The sequence below is a fragment of the Microcoleus sp. S13_C3 genome, assembly GCF_036700905.1.
GTDB lineage: Bacteria > Cyanobacteriota > Cyanobacteriia > Cyanobacteriales > Microcoleaceae > Microcoleus.
Window position 1 is genome coordinate 1 of record NZ_JAUBPT010000170.1, and the last position, 16,942, is coordinate 16,942.

Sequence of the window (16,942 nt, forward strand, 5' to 3'; positions counted from 1 at the left end):
TAGCTTTATTCCTGAACCTTGGCCAAGCCGTTCTCACTTTTCTACGGCTTAAATTTTAAAAACCTACCCCTGAAAGCTCCCCCACTCCCCATTCCCGTTACCTATTCCCGCAGCTCCGGCTCCAATCAAAAAGCAGAGCGACTTTTAAGAAGCCGAGTAGTTCGGGCTGTTGGCGGTTGTCGCTGTTGAAATCTTGTTCCAGGGTAGTTGAATTCTTCTCGTGCAATGCGGCTCAGCTCGACAATCACAGACAAGTCTACTCCGGCTCGTGCTGCAGCATCGGCCGCCGATAGATTCTGATTTCTTACCAGAGCTAAAAATTGTCGCACGCTGTAGACTACCGGGTCGTTGGCTGCTGTATAGCCTTTTTGAATGGCAATCAGCAATCCTTTTTCGACATCTGATGCTGCGGGTGCGCGACCTCTATCAACGTTCACAGTCGGCTCCATTCTTGGGGTGACGGGAGCGATGCGAATTCCTAGGTGTTCTGGTTTTTTGTTGGCGGGAACGATGTTGAAGTTGTAAAGTCGCTGTTTCCCTTTTGAATCTACAGTTTTGATTGAAAGGTTAGTGATGGTAGCTGTGGTAGCTCCCGGAAAATTGAGCGCTTGAATGGGACGCAAGAAAACAGTTTTGGCTTGGCCGCTTGCTAATTGTGCGTCGGTGCTGAAAACTATTTTTGAGGGGTCGGCAATTAAAACGTAGGCGACAGCTTCATCGGTTGAGCTGAAGTCGATCGCACTCGCGCGACCGGGATAGACTAAAATATCGATCGCACTATTGACGGCAATATCTCGACCCACAGTTTGATAGCCTGTTACTCTTGATTGAGCAAAAGCACAGTCGGGGTAGCTTGCAGTAGCGAACACTGCTGTGAACAAAAGCCCTCCGAGGGAAAGCATTCTTGGGGATTGGATGCGATTCGTCATGGCAGTTATTCGTTGATGTTGAGAAAATTGTTGACAGTAGAAACGGGGATTTCCTTTACTAATCGCCGCAGTCGCGTTGGGGCGACTTAACCGTTTACCGACGGCTCGGTTATCGGTAAATGTTGAGAAAGCTGTTAACAGTAATAGAAACCGGGGTTCCTTTATTAACCACAGCTACATTAGGGCGGTTTAAAAGTTCTTCAGTTGCTCTATCGGAGCGGCTTTCCATCCGTTTTGCCAGGGGGCTGAAAAAGCCATCGAGGACGGCTGACCAAATTTGGGGGTCTCGACTTTCAACGGTGGTTGTACTGCCCCCAAACCCACCGCTAATACTGCTAGAACTCCTGACTTTAGGTTCTGCGAATACTTGCCCGACTCGTCCAACTCCCGACAGCACTGCGGTGAGCATATCTTGTCCGGCAATATCGGAACCGGGGTCGAAGTAGCCTGAAGCAATCAGCGGCCCTCCGCCCGCTCCTGCAATCAAAATTGCGCCTTCTGGAATGGGCTGCTGTTTAATCTGACCGTTTGTATCTGAGTAGACAATCGCCACAGCACTAGCTTGTACCATGCGATTGGTTTTGCTGACGGTGCTGGCTTTGGCAATGACAACTGTGCCGGCTGGAAAAGCAATAAAGCCGTTAGTTGCCGTTACGTTGTCTGTGAGGGTGATGGCAAATTTGTCTCCCTGCTGTTTGTTTGAGCTTTCATCCCACAGCAGGGGAATCGAAACTACGCCGTTGGCTGTGGTGCCCAGGGGAACCTGAGCTGTTTGGGAGGTTGAGCCCGTTTGGGGCGTGCGGTTGAGAATGCCTTTTACCCCTGGAGAGTTGACTTGTTCTGCGGTTGGGGAATTTGTTAAGGCTTCGGCTTCTGGAGCAGTTTCTGGGGAAAGGGTTTGAAATTCTGTATCGGGCAAGGATGTTTGGGACTCGCTCAGTCGAGTCGCAATCTCGATTGGGTTATCGGTAAAATCGGAACTTGTTTGGGGAGAAAGGGCAGCCGGAGTTAATTGGTTAGTCGAGTTTTGGGAGTTGTCGGTGGTTTCGAGGCTGTCCTCTCCATAAGGAAACTCCGGGTGTAGCCTTTCCCCGGTGACGTTATTTGGGCGGTTATAAAATTCTTGTGGGATTTGCTCGAAAGAAACGTATGAGGGTTGCGACTTTTGGTTGCCGATATTGACTGTTAGGAATTCAGTTGTGGGAGCTGGCTTTGTCAGAGCGGCGGCGGTAGCACTTGTTGTCGCTGGAGTGCTTGGTGTTGCACTCACGGCATTCGCTATTCGGTTAGGGTCAAAATTTCCCCTAATTTGTCCGAGTTGGGCGAGTTGGTTCCACCGCTCAAACGGGTCGATTTTTTCGGATGTTGGAGTTGGAATTAAAGGTGGGGGTACTAACGGTTTGAGTATGGGGGCCGGTGCGGGTGTTCTTGAGGGTACTCTTTGAGGTATGGGTGCGGGTACTGTTACCGTCCTCACTACTGTTCTGGGTGCGGGTAGGGGTTCGCGTAGAGGAGTAGGTGGCTCTGCAGCGCTCCGGGTAGCGACTAGACGCGGAGTTCGCGGAGTTCGCGGGGCCCTTGACGGTTTGGGCGACGGTTCTGTTTTGGGTTTTGCGGTTTTTTGCGGTTTTTCGGCTAACAGTTTTTGTTGGTCTTGGTAAGCTAATTTAGCCAGTAACTCCGGTTTTTCATCTTTAATGGTGCCAGAAGAGCTTTCTTTTGGTGTTGATTGTGCGATAGGTTCGCGAGGTGATTTAGGTTTGATAAATTGCCAAATCAGCAGTCCTAGCAATAGTATTCCACCAGTCAACAGCAGCATTGTCACTGCTCTAGGAACGCCTCTTTCGGAAACAGGCGGGGGCAGTGGTCTTTCCTCATCTTGAGCGAGTTGATATTGAGTTTCAAGTGTTAGGGGTGCATTGGGGTTGAAATTAGCAATGAAGTTTTCATCAATATCATCGTCAGAAGGGGAAGGGTTTGGAGAAGGGGAAATAGGGGAATTGATGTTATCGTCATCATTATTAGGGGTATATTCACTTGATGCAGTTGTATGATTCATATTGGCTGTAGTGGTACTATTATCAGGAGTGGTATTAATTGGATTTTCGGTTAATCCATTTCTTTTGTTAATCATGGCTTTAGAGTTGAATGTGTTGTGTTGAACTGTACATAAAAAAGCCAAGAGAGAAGACTTCAAGCAAAGGGATTAAACATACTAAATGTTTAAATTATTTAGTTGTTACGGTAGGTTTTTAAATTTACCCACTTGCCGGTTCGTCCCCTTTCCATGTCTCTTTCCTCTTCTATGGTTTGAATTCGACAATTCGGGAAATTTCTAATCCGGCTGCTCTCAAAGAGTGAATAGTCTTCTCTAATTCATTAGCGTTTTCTTTGAGAGGGGATTTGGGAATTTCTACGGCTTGGACGGTGAAGGTTCGATTAAACTGTTCTCGGCTTTCTCCAATGCCTTGCTCTAGCACTACGCGAGTAGCAATTACATCTATTTCCCAAACACCTCTTTTTATTTCTCTGGGTTCTGAGATGTGAGAGATATAGACTCCAGAGCGGGTTTTTCCTGAATAGATGGTGTTGGGAACGAGTTTGGCAAGTTCGACCAAGGAAGCTTTACCAAACTCTGATTCCATCATCAAGGAACCCATCCAAGCAGTTGTAGGAACTTGGGAACCTTTAACTTTAATGCCGGGGTCTGGGTCATTTGTGCCGGGAATTTTGCCTGACCAAGCCCAGGTTAAATTTACCCAACTGGATACAAAATTTTGGATAATCTTCGGCTCTCTGTACAGTTCATCTTGTTCTGCAATTCGTGCTGCGGTTCCGTCTTTTAACTGGACAAAGGTAACTTTTCTTTGAGATAAGGCTCTCAAACTGACTGTGTTAACTAAAACAGCAATTGTCAGGAGGCAAACAAAGCTTGTTAGCAGGACAAAGCACAAGGCTAAGGTGTTTTTAGATTCAGGGAGTAAGGGTTGTGATTGTGGAAATTTCATATTATCGAAGGGGATGGCGAGATGGGGGATAGAGAATAGGGAGATAGGGAGGGAATGGATTGGGAAACTGGGTTTGAGTAGTGAGTAACAACTCGGTTCGGTGAAGAAAAAGCTATCGGAATTTCCTTCCCCTAGATCAGTTTTCCAGCAATAACGCCGATCGCGTTACTGGCAATATCTGTAAGCTGTTTGGTGCTATTGGCGATCGCACTGTACAAAGCAGTTCCTCCACCCTTGGCTATTAACACGGCTAGAACGGGAGAAAACACAGCTAAAAAGAATAAAAAGGCGATATCTGTAACTAGCTCTGCATCGGATTTGACAATCACTACGGCGACTAAGCCAACGACGATGTTGTAGCCCAATTGCACTCCAAATAACGACATAAATCCTATTAACCAAGCCCAGATTGGTTTTCCTTGGAGTGGCAATAGTGATAAGCCCATTGCCAGAGGCCCGAATAGAGCTGTTAGCAACAATGCTGCTTCTAAAATATTGACAAATGCCCACTGTACTGCTCTAAGAATTAAGCGAATGATGGGCAAGACAGTAGACCTAAAAACTTGTCCTGCAAAATCGCCATTTCCTATATCCTGAAGATTGGCAACATTGCCTAAATTTTCGACAAATCGCTGCAAGCTTTTGAGAGGTACTCCATTTTGCTGTTCGGCTGCCTGGAGGATTTGTTGAGCGGGCTGTTTTTTGCTGTTCCAACATTCCACTAAAGCTGATCCAACTTTGCCCTGACATTCGCTGTAGAGTTTTTCGATTTCTTCTTTGCCAGCACTGGTGAGGTTAACGTCACTCAGGGCCGTTCTGAAGGTCATTTCTCCGACTTGAATTTTCATAATTTCTTGAACTTGAGTGCTGCCTACAGCTTTGATGAATTTGATGCTTTCAGCTAAGACTTTACCGTTGTTGCTGAGAAATACTACAATTACAAGTGGCCAGATAAACATGGCTACTAGCTCTGACCAAGACTGTTTTTCGATGATTTCTTTGCCACTGGTGACAGCGAGGTAAGTAACAGATATTCCCGCCAGAATTAGTCCGAGTTTAACTAAAGCAATCCAGAGAGAGGATTCTTGAGTGTTGAAGGTGTTAAACCAAACTAAATTCCAGGATTCGACGGTTTTTTGAGAGACTTCTATGGCGTCAGATAGAGTGTCCAGGGCTTGTCCTGCTGTGCTAGTTTGGGCGATTAGTTGTGTCAGCATTTTTGGAAGGGGAGGGGGAAGGGGAAGGGGAAGGAGAGGGAGAGAGGGGAGGGAAAACAGGGGAGGGGGAAGAAAAAACTAGGTTATTATTAGCTTTGTTCGCTACTAATTAGTGCTAGTTTCGGAGTTGAGGAAGGGGGAGGAGAGGGGGAGGGGGAAGGGGAAGGGGAAGGGCTGAAAAACTTGGGGAAAATCGCGTCATTTTCTACATTGGGGAGCTGATTATTTACAATTTGATAAGTGACAGAAGAAGGTGCAACTCAAAAGTAGAAAATTTATCCTTCCTCTGCCTTCCCCTTCCCCTTCCCCTTCCCCTTATTCACCCAAGGTGATGCCTCCCGGCATTTGAAACAGTCCGGCTTGAGTAGAAGAAGCGGTAGCAGCCGCAGCATCCTGCCGTCTCTGGGCTGTGTTAATTTCGTTGAGTTCTTCTGCCTGTTGAGCGTTGAGAATGTTGGCAAAACTGCGATCGATTTGAGCTTGCTGGCCCTGCATGACTAAGGCACTTTGATTTTCTGCTGATAAGGCTGCTTGCTTAGCTGCGATCGCACTTTGTTGAGATATGTTTCTCATAATGTTCTGTGTGACATCTTGACCTTCTGAATCAGCACCCAATTCCATTGAATTTTGGCTCTCGCGATTAGTTTGCTCTACGTTCTGCTGGACAATTTCTTTCAGAGTCGCTTGCTTTTGTTGAGCTTCTTTACTGAGAGTGGCTTTATTGGCTTCACTGACAGCACTTTCTCTTTCTGCTAGTTCTGCGGTATTCTCTTTGAGGCTGTAAGAATCTTGCGGTCTCTTCTCTAAAACAGCGGATAGTTTTGTCCCTTCGCTTTCGGAGGTGTTGCCGTCCATTATGCTTTTAACTGCTTCTTTTAGGTCTGGAACTTGCAATTCTCCCAGGAATGAAGAGAGGGTTGACTCTATTTCACTGCTAAATTTTTCGACTTTATTTAACAAATTGTCCCAGATGCCTGAGATGCTGTCGGAGATGGTGGAGATGGTATCGGAAATTTCGCCTGTTATGTCGCTAATTGTGTTTTCTATACCTCCTATTTCTTTCTGGTTGCTCAAGAAGTTATTAGCTGATTGTTGGATTTGGCTTTCTATTTGTTGATTGGGAACTGTGAAGCTGGAGCGGTTGAAAGTGCTGCTGTTAGGATTGTTTAAGCTGGGAAGCTGTGTTGCAGTCGGATTGCTGTCAGAGGTTTGAGCTTTTGCTTCAACAGAATTTAGTATTAAGCTCAGCCAAATTGCAGGAATGCCGAGGGCAAGTTTGACAAGAAATTTCGGTGATTTCATCGGTTTTTCTCCGTCTAGCTAGCAATAAGGTCTTGAGGGGATTTGTGTTCCTTGATATCAGTGACTGCATTCTTGCCAATATTGGTTAATGAACGCCCTTCTTTAACGGCTTGTACATATTCAGAGGCAAATTGTTTGAGTGCTAGCAGTTGCCCTTTTAACGTATTGGGATATTGAGCCATCACTCGCGCACGAGCCATCAATTCAGCTTGATTGTTAGCCACACTTGCTAATATCATTTCGCCTGGATAGTATCGGCTTTGCCAGAAACGACCTCCTTTTTCAATTAGCCAATTGGAATAAAGGTCGGCAGCTCTGGGAAGGAAAGCTTCTGTGGCATTCTGGCTAATAATTTCAGCCGGATATCCCAAATTTTTGATCCAAGAAGTGGCTCCGTTTGATGTCAATCTTCCGGTAATTCGATACACCATGTTTTGCATAATCATAGTTCCCGCACTACAATCGCAAATACTGTCGATATCTTGGGATAGCAAGAGCACTGAAATGCCATTTTTTCTACCCACTGCACAGAGTTCGCCTACTACTTCAGCAAATCCATCTTTTTTAAACAAAATCGAAAGTTCGTCTCCGATAAATAGGCTTTTAGGGTGAGAAAGTGCGTTGCGGATGCAAGCAGCGTGGGCGTTAATGGCCATTAAATACTGGTCTTGTTCGTTGCCCAGACCGCTAAGGGCAAAAAACTTAACAGCGGGTTCGGGTGAAAATGTACTCGGTCTGCCAATTGCTTTCCCTAAAGGTGAGGCTAGTAATGCGTTGCATTGAGTGATAATTTGGTTGATGGCAATGCGGTCGAAGTCGGTAAAGTTTTGTAGGTTTAGTTGCTCTTTTGTGCAGAATTTCAGGAGGTTTGTGAGGGTTGGCATTTCTTGCCACGCGGTCGATTTCCAGCCTTTTTCAAAGGCAGTATTGTAGCGCTCGATAATGTCTGGGTCTTCCAGAAATTTTTTCAGAGTTAGCAGCAAAATGGCATCGACTCGCTGCGCTAGTTTGGGGTCGCGGACTTTGCCCATGCTGATAATAGTCAGCGCTTTTCTGATAAACTCTTTCCATTGGTCTAGTCGGCGCGATCGTTCTTCTCTATCAAAGCGTCTCAAATCGGGTATTTCGAGTAGATTCGAGCTGCCAGAGGTGATGTCGTAGTAGGCACCGTCGTCGCCTAACAGTTTCACTGCTGTCTCAAAGGTACTGCCGCTTCCTGCGGAGATGTCCATACCGACTACTGGGATATTAGCGGCTATTGCATCGGCTGCAAATCGCCATCCCAAAACACTTTTACCGCAACCAGACTCGCCTGTTATAACGGCGCGGCTGGTTTGGTTGTGCATGAGGTCAACGTACACGGGTTTGCCGCCTTTGGTGATGAATTCAACTCCTTTTGAGTCGATGTCCCTTACAGCAGTTAAGGGCAAAATACCGGGGACAGTTTCGGTGTCTAAGGTGAGGCGGCGTTCGTTAATTAGCGAACTGCTGTGCAGCAGCCAGCTTACAGTAATGGGCAAAGTTTCTAGCCACAGTTGCCAAGCAATGTTGCGCTCTCTTAATACCTTGGCAGAGCCGAAGCTGTGGGAGAGCATTTGGCAAGCGTGTGTTAGTTGCTCCGGCGTTGGTCGGTAGACTAAGAAGGTGACAGCAGCGTGAATTGCTCTTGCACCTTTGTACATTTTTTTCTGGGCTTCAAAGGATTCTTCCTGTTTGACTTCTGCTCCTACATCGCGACCTTGACCTTTTTCTAAAGCGCGTTTTTTGGCACTTTTTGATTGTTTAGCTTGCCTTGCTAAGTTGTCTTGAATAATAAAGTTGGGAGCGGCGCTAATTTCGACAACGGCTTCAGTATCGCGGACGTAGCTGTTGCTCATAATTTTCCAGAGCCATTGCAGTTGCTCTCTGGTATTGAGCCAGCCGCCGGGGCCCTCTTCCATTGTTAGCACACCGCATTCTGCGTTTCTGCCGGGGAGCAAAATGCGTGAGCTAGCTTTTCTGTGTTCTGGGCAGCTCGAACGGCCGCTCATACCTTCAATTAAAATGGTGCAGGCGTGTTTGTGACTGTTGAGGGTTTCGGTTAGTTTGTAGTCCGACGCGGTTTCTTTTAAGGTGAGAAGTTGGGGAATAGGGGGTACGGGTGCGCTGTTGAATTTTTGCCACAGCCATCCCCACAATGCTTGGGCATTCATGGGTTGAATTTCCAGTCCAATTTTGGTGTTTAGCAAGAGTTCCCACCGGATATAGCCTTGCTCGAAAGCGTCGAGCAGCAGTTGTTTGTAAAAGCGTTCAGAGTAGATGCGCTGGTTGCCTGTAAATTGTGCAGCAATGCTGTTGGCTGTGTTGATAATTCCATTGATGAATTTACTCAGAGGGTCGTTGGATTTGGAGCCAGATTGAGCGTTGAATGTCCAAGTGCAGAAAATAGTTTGGTTCCACAGTTGTCTGGTGCCTGCTAAGTTGAGTTCTTGAATGCGTTTCTGTTCGTTACGAACGAGTACAGAAATGGGTTTGAGGTGACAGTTATCAGCCAATTCAGTTAACTGTTGTTGGCGAACGCAATCGCTGCTGTAGCAGCCGGTGTGAAAGGTCATTTTTTCGCCTGGGGGAATGTCTTTTAGCCCTTCTTCTAAGGCTGTGGCTGCATTGTTTACTTCATGACGGTAGAGAATGTTGTGAAAGCCAGCCGTCTCGAATCCGAATACAATTTGGTATTGACTGCCTTCATTCAGTAAGTAACCAGAAACTTCTCGACCATCCTTTTTGATAGTGACTAAACACAGGAGGTTTTGGTAGTTTTGGAAGGGCATAAGTCGGCTGTTACCTCCTTGTTGAGTGGGAGCAACTTTGGGTTTAAGTTTGACTCGGACTTGTGAATCGCTGATTCGGTGGCGAATCGGGTTTGGTCGGTGTTGGGGAACGGGAGAAAGGTATAAAAGATTACCGTTGTACCACTCATTCCCCGGCGGAGGTCTAAACCTGTCTACAAAAAGGTGAGGTTTGTTACCTGTCAAGAGCCACCAGCTTACAATGAGCCAGAAAGTAGTGATGAAAAACCAAGGCATTCCTAAGCTGAATAGGCCGTTGGTAAGGATGTAGGAAATTACAGTGATTAGCATCCAGGGAATTAACTGTTCCGCTGGAATGATGCCGATGCTGGCTTGTTTGCCGAGAATCTTATTGACAGAAATAAAGTCTTTATCTGGGTCTTTGAGCATAATTTAAAGGGCTTTAGATTTGAGGTTGAGATGTGGGAAGACAAACCCTTCCCCTTTGGATAATTAAGCTCCACCTCCGCCACCGCCATTGCCAATGAAGAGGAAAGTTATTACGTCAATGGCAATTACAATGGCAAAAGCTAAGGCAACTTGAGTCACAATTGGTCGCCAGTCATTGCCTTGTTGCGCTTGGTTGTAAGCAAAAAGAGACGCGGCTGCTACTAACAAAAGGAAGGCTCCGCGAATTAAGTTGAAAATCAGTTCGATGACTTCGGCATCAATAGCTTCACCTCCTGCGGAAGCCGCTCCTTCTGCTAGCTCAGTCATAAATTCTTCTAAGCCGGAGAGGAAGATGGCGTTGGCGGGGGAATCGAGCACGGAGCACAGTGCAGTGGAGGTAATGATGGCAGTAGCAACGTGCCAAAATCGAATTTTGCAGCCGATATATTGCTCTACAATTGGAATTGCTTTAGCGGTGTGCCACAAACTCAAAAAGACTATACTGGAGCAGCCTAAAGTTGCAATTAAGAGCGGGTCGTGAAGGCTGAAGTAGATGAGTGAGGCCAGGCAAATGCCGATGAAGGGAATGTCGCCCAGTTTGATTTTCTGTTGTTTTAACCAGCGTAATAATGAGTTTTGATTTCGTTCATGTCTTGTTTTGTCTAAGTAAGTAGCCATGTCACTTGCTCGCTAAATGTATTGCTTAAATGCTAATTTAAGCTGCATCTACTGCCTGCAAAATCACCAAAAACGGTGATTTTCTACAGTGACAGTGACCCCCTCCAAATGGAGGGTGCAAGTGAAAAAAGTTATTTCAAATTTCCATTTCGGTCTCAGTTTTTCTCGCTTCCTGCTTGTTGGAGTTTTGGTTTGGAGCAAGTTGCTGTTGGGAGAGGAGATTTTCAACTACTTCTGGTGGAATGTCGCACAGAAGTACCTCAAGATTACCTTTTTGGAGGCTGGCTTCAAAAACTATCTCGCTGTGAGAGTTAAAGCCTTTGACAGTACCCTTCGACTTGGATTTATCGCTGAATTCGACTTCAAAGTCGAGGCGCGAGCCTTGGGAATCGGTAAAGCTGACTTCATCCTGACCGCTTCTCTTGACCATTTCAGCTAGACGTTCTTGGTTGAGAGCTTGTTGAAAAATCTTTAAGCGGTCGAGTTCTTCTTTTTCTTCAGGTTTCAGGAAGTCGTTTGTCACTTTCCATTCTCCTGTTTTATCCTGTACTGCTGAAAACATTTCCTCGCCTTCCTTAGTTTTTAAGCTAACAGCGGTAGAGGAGTCAAGATTCGTGACATAAAGTTTGGCTTCTCCTAAATCAACTCCATCTTCTAATGCAATGCCTTCCGCATTTGCTTCTTCTTCCGCTAGGTTGTAAATTTTCGCCAGTGTTGCTGCAAGTTGGGCATCCTGAGTAAAATTTTGGGCTGTCACAGTGATTTTTTTAGCAGTAGCGCTAGCGCTGCTGCTAGCTGGGATTGTTGATTCTAATGAAATTTTTTCACCTATTTCTGTTGCGTTTTGTACGAATTGGTCGCTGAAGGATGGAGTTGAGCTGTCGGGCGGTTCTAATTTTGCATCCCCAGCTTGAACGCCTGTCTCGCTTTTTTGAAGAGAAAGTTTGTTCTCTAAAGCTTCTATTCGCTCTTCTAGGGTATCTAGTCGCTTTTCAAGTCGGTCGAGTGCTTCATTTATTTGTAGGAGCTGTTCTTCAAAACTCGCCTCTGTGTCAATCTTAATAGAAGCCGTTTTTTCAGAATTGTTGTCTCTCACACGACCGGAAATTTTATCAACTTTTCCGTGGACTTTGCTAACCGCTTTAGCTAAGAGCATACCGGGTGTTGAGACAAATTCGGCATCCGGTTCAGGTAAGATGTTATGTTCCGGTTCTGGCTCCGGTTCAGCTATTGGTAAAGCTTCGGATTCGACCATTGCATCTGCAACTGAATCCGCTTCAACCAAGTTGGTAACCCGCTGCGAGAGCGAGTCAGCTCGCTGGCTTTGAGCTTGGAGCCTTTTGACAATACCGGCAACTTGGCGCTCTTTTCCAGCCCCAAGAGCAGCTTCTATAATTTGAGAAGCTGCTTTTTTCCCCATCAGAGTAGCGAGAACCGCAACTTGACCGCTCAGGCCGCTGACAGTTGTACCTTCTACCTCACTTCCAGAAATGGCTGTTCTACCACTAACTTGTACAGCAGCATCGAGGATACTATCGATGTTCTGGTCGTTTGATTTTTTGCCTTGAGGTTGCTGTTGACTCGTTCTGGTTTTTGAAGGTGTGCGTGCTAAGGATTCAGCAACTTCTACCGCTTCATCTGTCTGAAGTTTTCTTTTGGCTTGGGATTTAGCTGATAATTCTTCGTCTTCCAAATCTTCTCGCTCCGAGTTTTGAAGGTGGCTTTTAGTTTGAGGCTTAGCTTTAGGTTGAGGTTTTTTGACTTCAAACTCATCTAACTCACTTAGCTCATCTCTCGGAGAGCGGCTTAAGGCTTTAGATTTAACCAGTGGTTCTTCCGACTCCAACTCCTCTACGTCATCTTTTCGGGGTCTTCTTTTGGTTTGAGAGTTGGGTGATGGCTCGTCGTCATCCGAATTTTCTATTTCATCTTTTTTGGATTTGATATTGGCTTTAGATTTCGATCTGTGCGATGGTTCATCATCTTCTAAGTCATCTAGCAAATCGTCTTTTTTAGACTTGTTTGCCGTTTGAGATTTAGATCGACGCGAGGGTTGCTCATCCTCTAATTCATCTAGTAAATCGTCTTTTTTAGACTTAGTTACAGATTTAGATTTCGCTCTGGTCAAGGGTTCTTCATCCTCCAATTCATCTAGTAAATCGTCTTTCTTAGACCTTGTTTTAGTTCGAGGCGAATCGAGTAATGCTTCAATTCCTGTTTTAGTAAATCGGTTGTCGTCCGGCTCTCCCAAGTGTTCCATCATGTATTTTCCTGTGGTAGAGCCGTACTCAGGTCGATCGCTCAAACTGAGGACGAGTCCGTTGTGCTTGACCTCCACGCTAATGCCAGGTTTGCCGTCTGCTTCCGTTAGTTCTTCAATTGCATCGGCAAAATCTTCTACGCTGGTGAGTCCATTTTCCTGGCAGTAATCTAAAGCTTTCTCGCAGCGATTTCTTAGGTAGTTGAGGATTTTCTTGCCCTCCGCTGTGTTAGGGGTGATGTAGTTTCCCTGGCTTCGGCTTCGGTATGCTGTTTTTGTAGCCATAATCTTTGTGGCGGGGTGAGTGGATATTTCCCATGAAATTCGAGCAGTGTGGCTAGTGACTTCACTCGGAAGAGCGGTTTTTGGGAGTTAAACTGACCCCCTCCAATCGGAGGGTGAAGGTATTAATTAAGCGGAAGCAAAAGAAGTGTCATATCATGTCCGTCAAAATACCCATAAAACCGCAGGCTTCAATGTGTGTTGTACGAAAGTCCTCAAGGGAGGTCAAAATCGAAGGTCTCTTTTCTTGCGTAATTCGACTTTGACCTCCCACAAGCAAGACATATTTAGACAACACGTATTGAAAAGGTTTGCGCTTTTTCTATGATTCGCATGAGCGGCTATTTGTAAATTCGCCACAGCCAAGTAATAGAATTGCAATTGTGGTATAGTTAGCGGACATAATATGACTTTCTAAATTACGTTAAAGTTGTGCGTCGGCAACTCTATTTTTTGAGGATGTGGCTGCTAATTCAGCATCTACTTTTAAGAGGTATTTGAGAAAGTGAGCGCTGCTGTTTTCAGAAAGCTTCTTAATGATTTGACCTGTTTTCAAGTCAGCAGCCAAGACCGGATTATCAGCTTCATCTCTGACTAAACACCTAACATTATTGCGAGATTGGCTAATAAAAGCTGTCCAGTTCCCCACAGGGATTTTAGTTTCTCCAGTTTGGTTATATGCTTCAGAAATCGCATCTTTCAGCAATTGTGAGAGGTGGGCGGGGCTGGCAGCAATGTCTTCGGGTTGAGACGGTGGTTTGTTTTGGGTAGGGGTTGGCGATACAAGCGATCGCTTTTGACAAGTGGTTGGCGATACGGATTGCGATCGCTCTTGACAAGGAGTTGGCGATACGGATTGCGATCGTTCTTGACAAGGAGTTGGCGCGACTTCTGAAAGTTCCTCAACTGATTCAATTAGTTGCACAGAGCTAGGGTTGATGTTTAAGATCAGAGCGCTGCCTTTATGCGAGGGTTCAATAGTGGCCTCAAAGGTAGTGCCGATCGGCAATTTAGGTGAATTAGCAGAGAACATAGCTAATTCTTGTCCGTCAAGGAGGACAATAGGGCTGCCGTCGCGCCTCGAACCGCTACCGCTAACAGAGCCAACCTCAAAAGTCAATGTTTTCTGCCTCCATTTTGGACTGCTAAAGTCAACATCTTTCAAGTCATTGTACTTCTGTCCAATCAGTTCAGCTCTGTCAAACTGAAAGCTTTGCAATTGCTGGCAAATTTCATCCGTAAACAGGTTGAGAACCAATGCTGCTTTAGGTGTTTGGTTTTGGGACTCAAGCCAAGTATAATCAGCAGGAGCTACAATGCGTGAACTGACATCTTTGGTGCGACCAAGACCATCGCGGTAAGTTAAGTCTAAACTGTCGATGTCGTTGGCATTCCCGCCAAACTTCCTCTCAAGAATTCCCACCAGTTTGTCGCTGGGTTCAATTAAGGCAAAATTGACCATTGGCAGGCTCGGATGCAAAGTTGCTTCATATTTAATGCCTTTGCTGTCTAACAATTCTTTCCAATGTCCAGCTAAGTCTTTGCCAACTGGCTGTCGCTTTTTATCCCTGACAGTCTTATTGCTGCCGTCGAGTTCAAATTCCTCGAAAGGGACGCTCAGAACGTAAGTGTCTTTTGGCATAGCTTCGTGCAGTCGCTCGTACTCAGGTTCAAGGTTGAATTCAATCAGCAGTTGGCGAGAAAGTTCCTTACAAGCTTTGCGAGGAACTTCTAAGTTGGGATTTGCGGTTTCGACGTGCCACATCGCACTAGCAGCTAAAAACCGTTCTTCAGGGTCAGTCCAAGCTTCGGTCACATCGGCTCTTAAGCTCTCGTATAACTTGCTGACGGCTTCTTTAATTGCCTTAGAATCGCCGCCGCACTCCAAGTGGATTTCGCCCATCCTTTCTCGATAGCGTTCCTTAATATCTTGCGCCCACCTGACATAATGTTTCTCCCAATTTTCTCGCTCATCTAAGTCAGAAGGAGACTCAAACAAGTAGCGAAACTCGTCGCGGTGGCGGCTTTTTAAACGAGTCGGTTCCCACTCTGGGTTAACAGCCTCCCTAGCAATGCAATTGATAGCGGTGCCGTCTCCTATAGGTAATGGCACCGTTTTGTAAAGCCTGGGGTCGTCTTTGTAGTCAAATAAGTAGCTTGGGTGCTGTTCTGACCACTGCTTAGCCTTGGACAGCAGGGTGGGGTGGTGGTCTTCGGTGCGAGTAGCACTTTTGGGACTGTCCACTTCAATTTGCAGGGCATCAAATAGCTTTCCAAGAAGCTGCCGCTTCTGTTGATTGAATAAACTTTCTGGCTGTCCCGGTTCTGCTGCTGACGATTGCACTCTCCCGATTAAGGTAGCCACCCAGCCGATTTTATTTTGGGCGATCGCTACGGCAATTTGCCGCAATTTGGTATACTTGCGATCGCCATTATTATCGGTAGCTTTATTGTAGTCAACTTTCTCTCGCTTCTCAACTGCATCGTACTCATTCTCTTGATTAGCGTGCCTGGTTTCAGAGGCGATGTTGGGCATTCGGGAAGCAGGCGTAATCACTAATTGATCGCCGTCAAAATCGCATTGATGATGCTGCATGGCTTGGTCAGAGCGAATGAAAACACACCCTTTGTACTGCGTTAATTCAGGATGGCTTTTGTTGTCTACTGTGTAGCGGCGGATGTTATCTTTACTGACAATTGGGTATCGGGTAACGATGACTTCTGTGCCGTGTCGCAAGTGGGGGGCAACAATTGTACCGGGCTTGAGGCTTTCACAAGGTTGAGCCATTGCTGAACCGTGATGAATTGCTCCCTTAATTGCTAAGTCTTTCCACTTTTTAGCCAGTTGTTCTTGCATGAAATCGACGACTTTGGGAAAGTCGAGGAGTTGACCGAGTTTGTCGTTCCTCAAAATTGAAATTAGCCGGGATTCGTGGCGCTGGGCTTTTTCATCTGTTTCGTCTTCTAATCCGCTGCTGTCTTCGTGAAGGCTAGATTGAAAAGCAGCTTTTTTGTCGTGCTGCTCCACTAAGTATTTGGCAAGTTGCAGCCGGTTATTTTGCAAGTCAGCGAGCTTTTGGGCTTCAATTTTGGTCGGTGTCGCGATGTCAGCCCCAATAGCTGCTTCGGAATACCAAATCGAAAATTGCCAGGAATTTTCGTATTCAGTTACTTTGGCGTTCCCTCGATTTCCTAGTATAGCTTTGGGAAATTCGTAGTCGCCACAGGGGATAAGTTCAGCTAATTGCTCTTTAGTAACTCCTTTGATAGAGGAGCGATCCATGATGATATCATAACCCAACTCGGAGGTTAAATTAGCATCAGGCAACAGCGTTCCTTTGGCAAGAAAGCTAATTTCTGGAGTGTGGCAGTCTTCTTGTCCCCATTCCTGCATCCAGGCAAATCTGAATTGAAAAGGTCGGTTGTAATTCCCTCCTAATTGTTGGGCTAGTGCCGGTGAAATTTTACCGTGACAGTCTCCGGTTTGCCACTTATGAGCTTTCGCTTTTTCACTCTCATCATCGCTTTGAGAATCAACAATTTTGACTCGCAAGGTTTCGCCGTCAAGGGAGCTATCTAACAATTTGGCTCCAAGGTTGCAACTGCTAACTAGCAGTGAGCCATAGCGACAGGCGTGGTCGGGTTGAGTTTTGAATACGCTCAACAGTTTGGTTGAGAGTTCGATGTCTGCAAAGTACACATTTTTGCCGGAGCTGAAAGCCACTCTTCTGGTAATACCATCTCCGAAATCGATGTTTTTCAGAGGGTCGAAGCTGCTATCATTTGGGTCTGGTTTAACGATGCTTAGGGATGCTAATTCTTCAGGTTCAAAAAGCAGTTCAAGCAGGGAGTTACGCAGCACTTCTGATTCAGCTTGGTACCGCCCCTTTGCTCTACCGTCAGCCAAGGACATATCAAAGACTGGGATTTTTAGTCCTTCCCCAGCTACCCATTCTGTGGAGCGATATTCTGGGGTAAGTTTTCTTCTGCTCATTGATTAGCTCCTGAATCCTAGTTTTTACATTTTTAGGACTTACGCACAGTAATA

The 16,942-nt window shown here is 45.9% G+C and carries 9 protein-coding genes; all 9 read right to left on the reverse strand.

What is annotated here, in order from left to right; translation table 11 throughout:
* Positions 1-125 precede the first annotated feature (125 nt).
* Positions 126-929: a hypothetical protein gene (locus QUA16_RS30675; protein ID WP_333109602.1), complete on the reverse strand. Its 804-nt coding sequence runs from the start codon at positions 927-929 to the stop codon at positions 126-128.
* 109 nt (positions 930-1,038) lie between these two features.
* The gene (locus tag QUA16_RS30680; RefSeq protein WP_333109603.1) at positions 1,039-3,063 is read right to left on the reverse strand and encodes a hypothetical protein; all 2,025 of its coding nucleotides are present in this window, start codon (positions 3,061-3,063) and stop codon (positions 1,039-1,041) included.
* A 169-nt stretch (positions 3,064-3,232) separates the two neighbouring features.
* A complete protein-coding gene (locus tag QUA16_RS30685) occupies positions 3,233-3,937 on the reverse strand; it encodes a hypothetical protein (protein ID WP_333181595.1) in 705 nt (234 codons plus the stop codon).
* 131 nt (positions 3,938-4,068) lie between these two features.
* Positions 4,069-5,154, reverse strand: coding sequence for a hypothetical protein (locus QUA16_RS30690; protein ID WP_333109622.1), 1,086 nt, complete (start codon positions 5,152-5,154; stop codon positions 4,069-4,071).
* A 315-nt stretch (positions 5,155-5,469) separates the two neighbouring features.
* Positions 5,470-6,456 carry a hypothetical protein gene (locus QUA16_RS30695; protein ID WP_333109624.1) on the reverse strand — a complete coding sequence of 329 codons (987 nt, stop codon included), beginning with the start codon at positions 6,454-6,456 and terminating at the stop codon, positions 5,470-5,472.
* Between the two features lie 14 nt (positions 6,457-6,470).
* Positions 6,471-9,674, reverse strand: coding sequence for a hypothetical protein (locus QUA16_RS30700; RefSeq protein ID WP_333181597.1), 3,204 nt, complete (start codon positions 9,672-9,674; stop codon positions 6,471-6,473).
* Positions 9,675-9,737: 63 nt separating this feature from the next.
* Positions 9,738-10,352: a hypothetical protein gene (locus QUA16_RS30705; RefSeq protein ID WP_333109737.1), complete on the reverse strand. Its 615-nt coding sequence runs from the start codon at positions 10,350-10,352 to the stop codon at positions 9,738-9,740.
* Positions 10,353-10,488: 136 nt separating this feature from the next.
* Positions 10,489-12,897 (reverse strand): hypothetical protein, encoded by a 2,409-nt coding sequence (locus QUA16_RS30710; RefSeq protein WP_333181599.1) that lies wholly within the window; start codon positions 12,895-12,897, stop codon positions 10,489-10,491.
* 421 nt (positions 12,898-13,318) lie between these two features.
* Complete coding sequence (locus tag QUA16_RS30715; RefSeq protein ID WP_333108705.1) at positions 13,319-16,888, reverse strand: hypothetical protein; 3,570 nt, start codon at positions 16,886-16,888, stop codon at positions 13,319-13,321.
* Positions 16,889-16,942 lie beyond the last annotated feature (54 nt).

What these genes read in the sequence shown, in the direction of transcription:
- QUA16_RS30675 (WP_333109602.1), bottom strand. Translation starts at nt 929, where the DNA reads ATGACGAATCGCATCCAATCCCCAAGAATGCTTTCCCTCGGAGGGCTT.
- QUA16_RS30680 (WP_333109603.1), bottom strand. Translation starts at nt 3,063, where the DNA reads ATGATTAACAAAAGAAATGGATTAACCGAAAATCCAATTAATACCACT.
- QUA16_RS30685 (WP_333181595.1), bottom strand. Translation starts at nt 3,937, where the DNA reads ATGAAATTTCCACAATCACAACCCTTACTCCCTGAATCTAAAAACACC.
- QUA16_RS30690 (WP_333109622.1), bottom strand. Translation starts at nt 5,154, where the DNA reads ATGCTGACACAACTAATCGCCCAAACTAGCACAGCAGGACAAGCCCTG.
- QUA16_RS30695 (WP_333109624.1), bottom strand. Translation starts at nt 6,456, where the DNA reads ATGAAATCACCGAAATTTCTTGTCAAACTTGCCCTCGGCATTCCTGCA.
- QUA16_RS30700 (WP_333181597.1), bottom strand. Translation starts at nt 9,674, where the DNA reads ATGCTCAAAGACCCAGATAAAGACTTTATTTCTGTCAATAAGATTCTC.
- QUA16_RS30705 (WP_333109737.1), bottom strand. Translation starts at nt 10,352, where the DNA reads ATGGCTACTTACTTAGACAAAACAAGACATGAACGAAATCAAAACTCA.
- QUA16_RS30710 (WP_333181599.1), bottom strand. Translation starts at nt 12,897, where the DNA reads ATGGCTACAAAAACAGCATACCGAAGCCGAAGCCAGGGAAACTACATC.
- QUA16_RS30715 (WP_333108705.1), bottom strand. Translation starts at nt 16,888, where the DNA reads ATGAGCAGAAGAAAACTTACCCCAGAATATCGCTCCACAGAATGGGTA.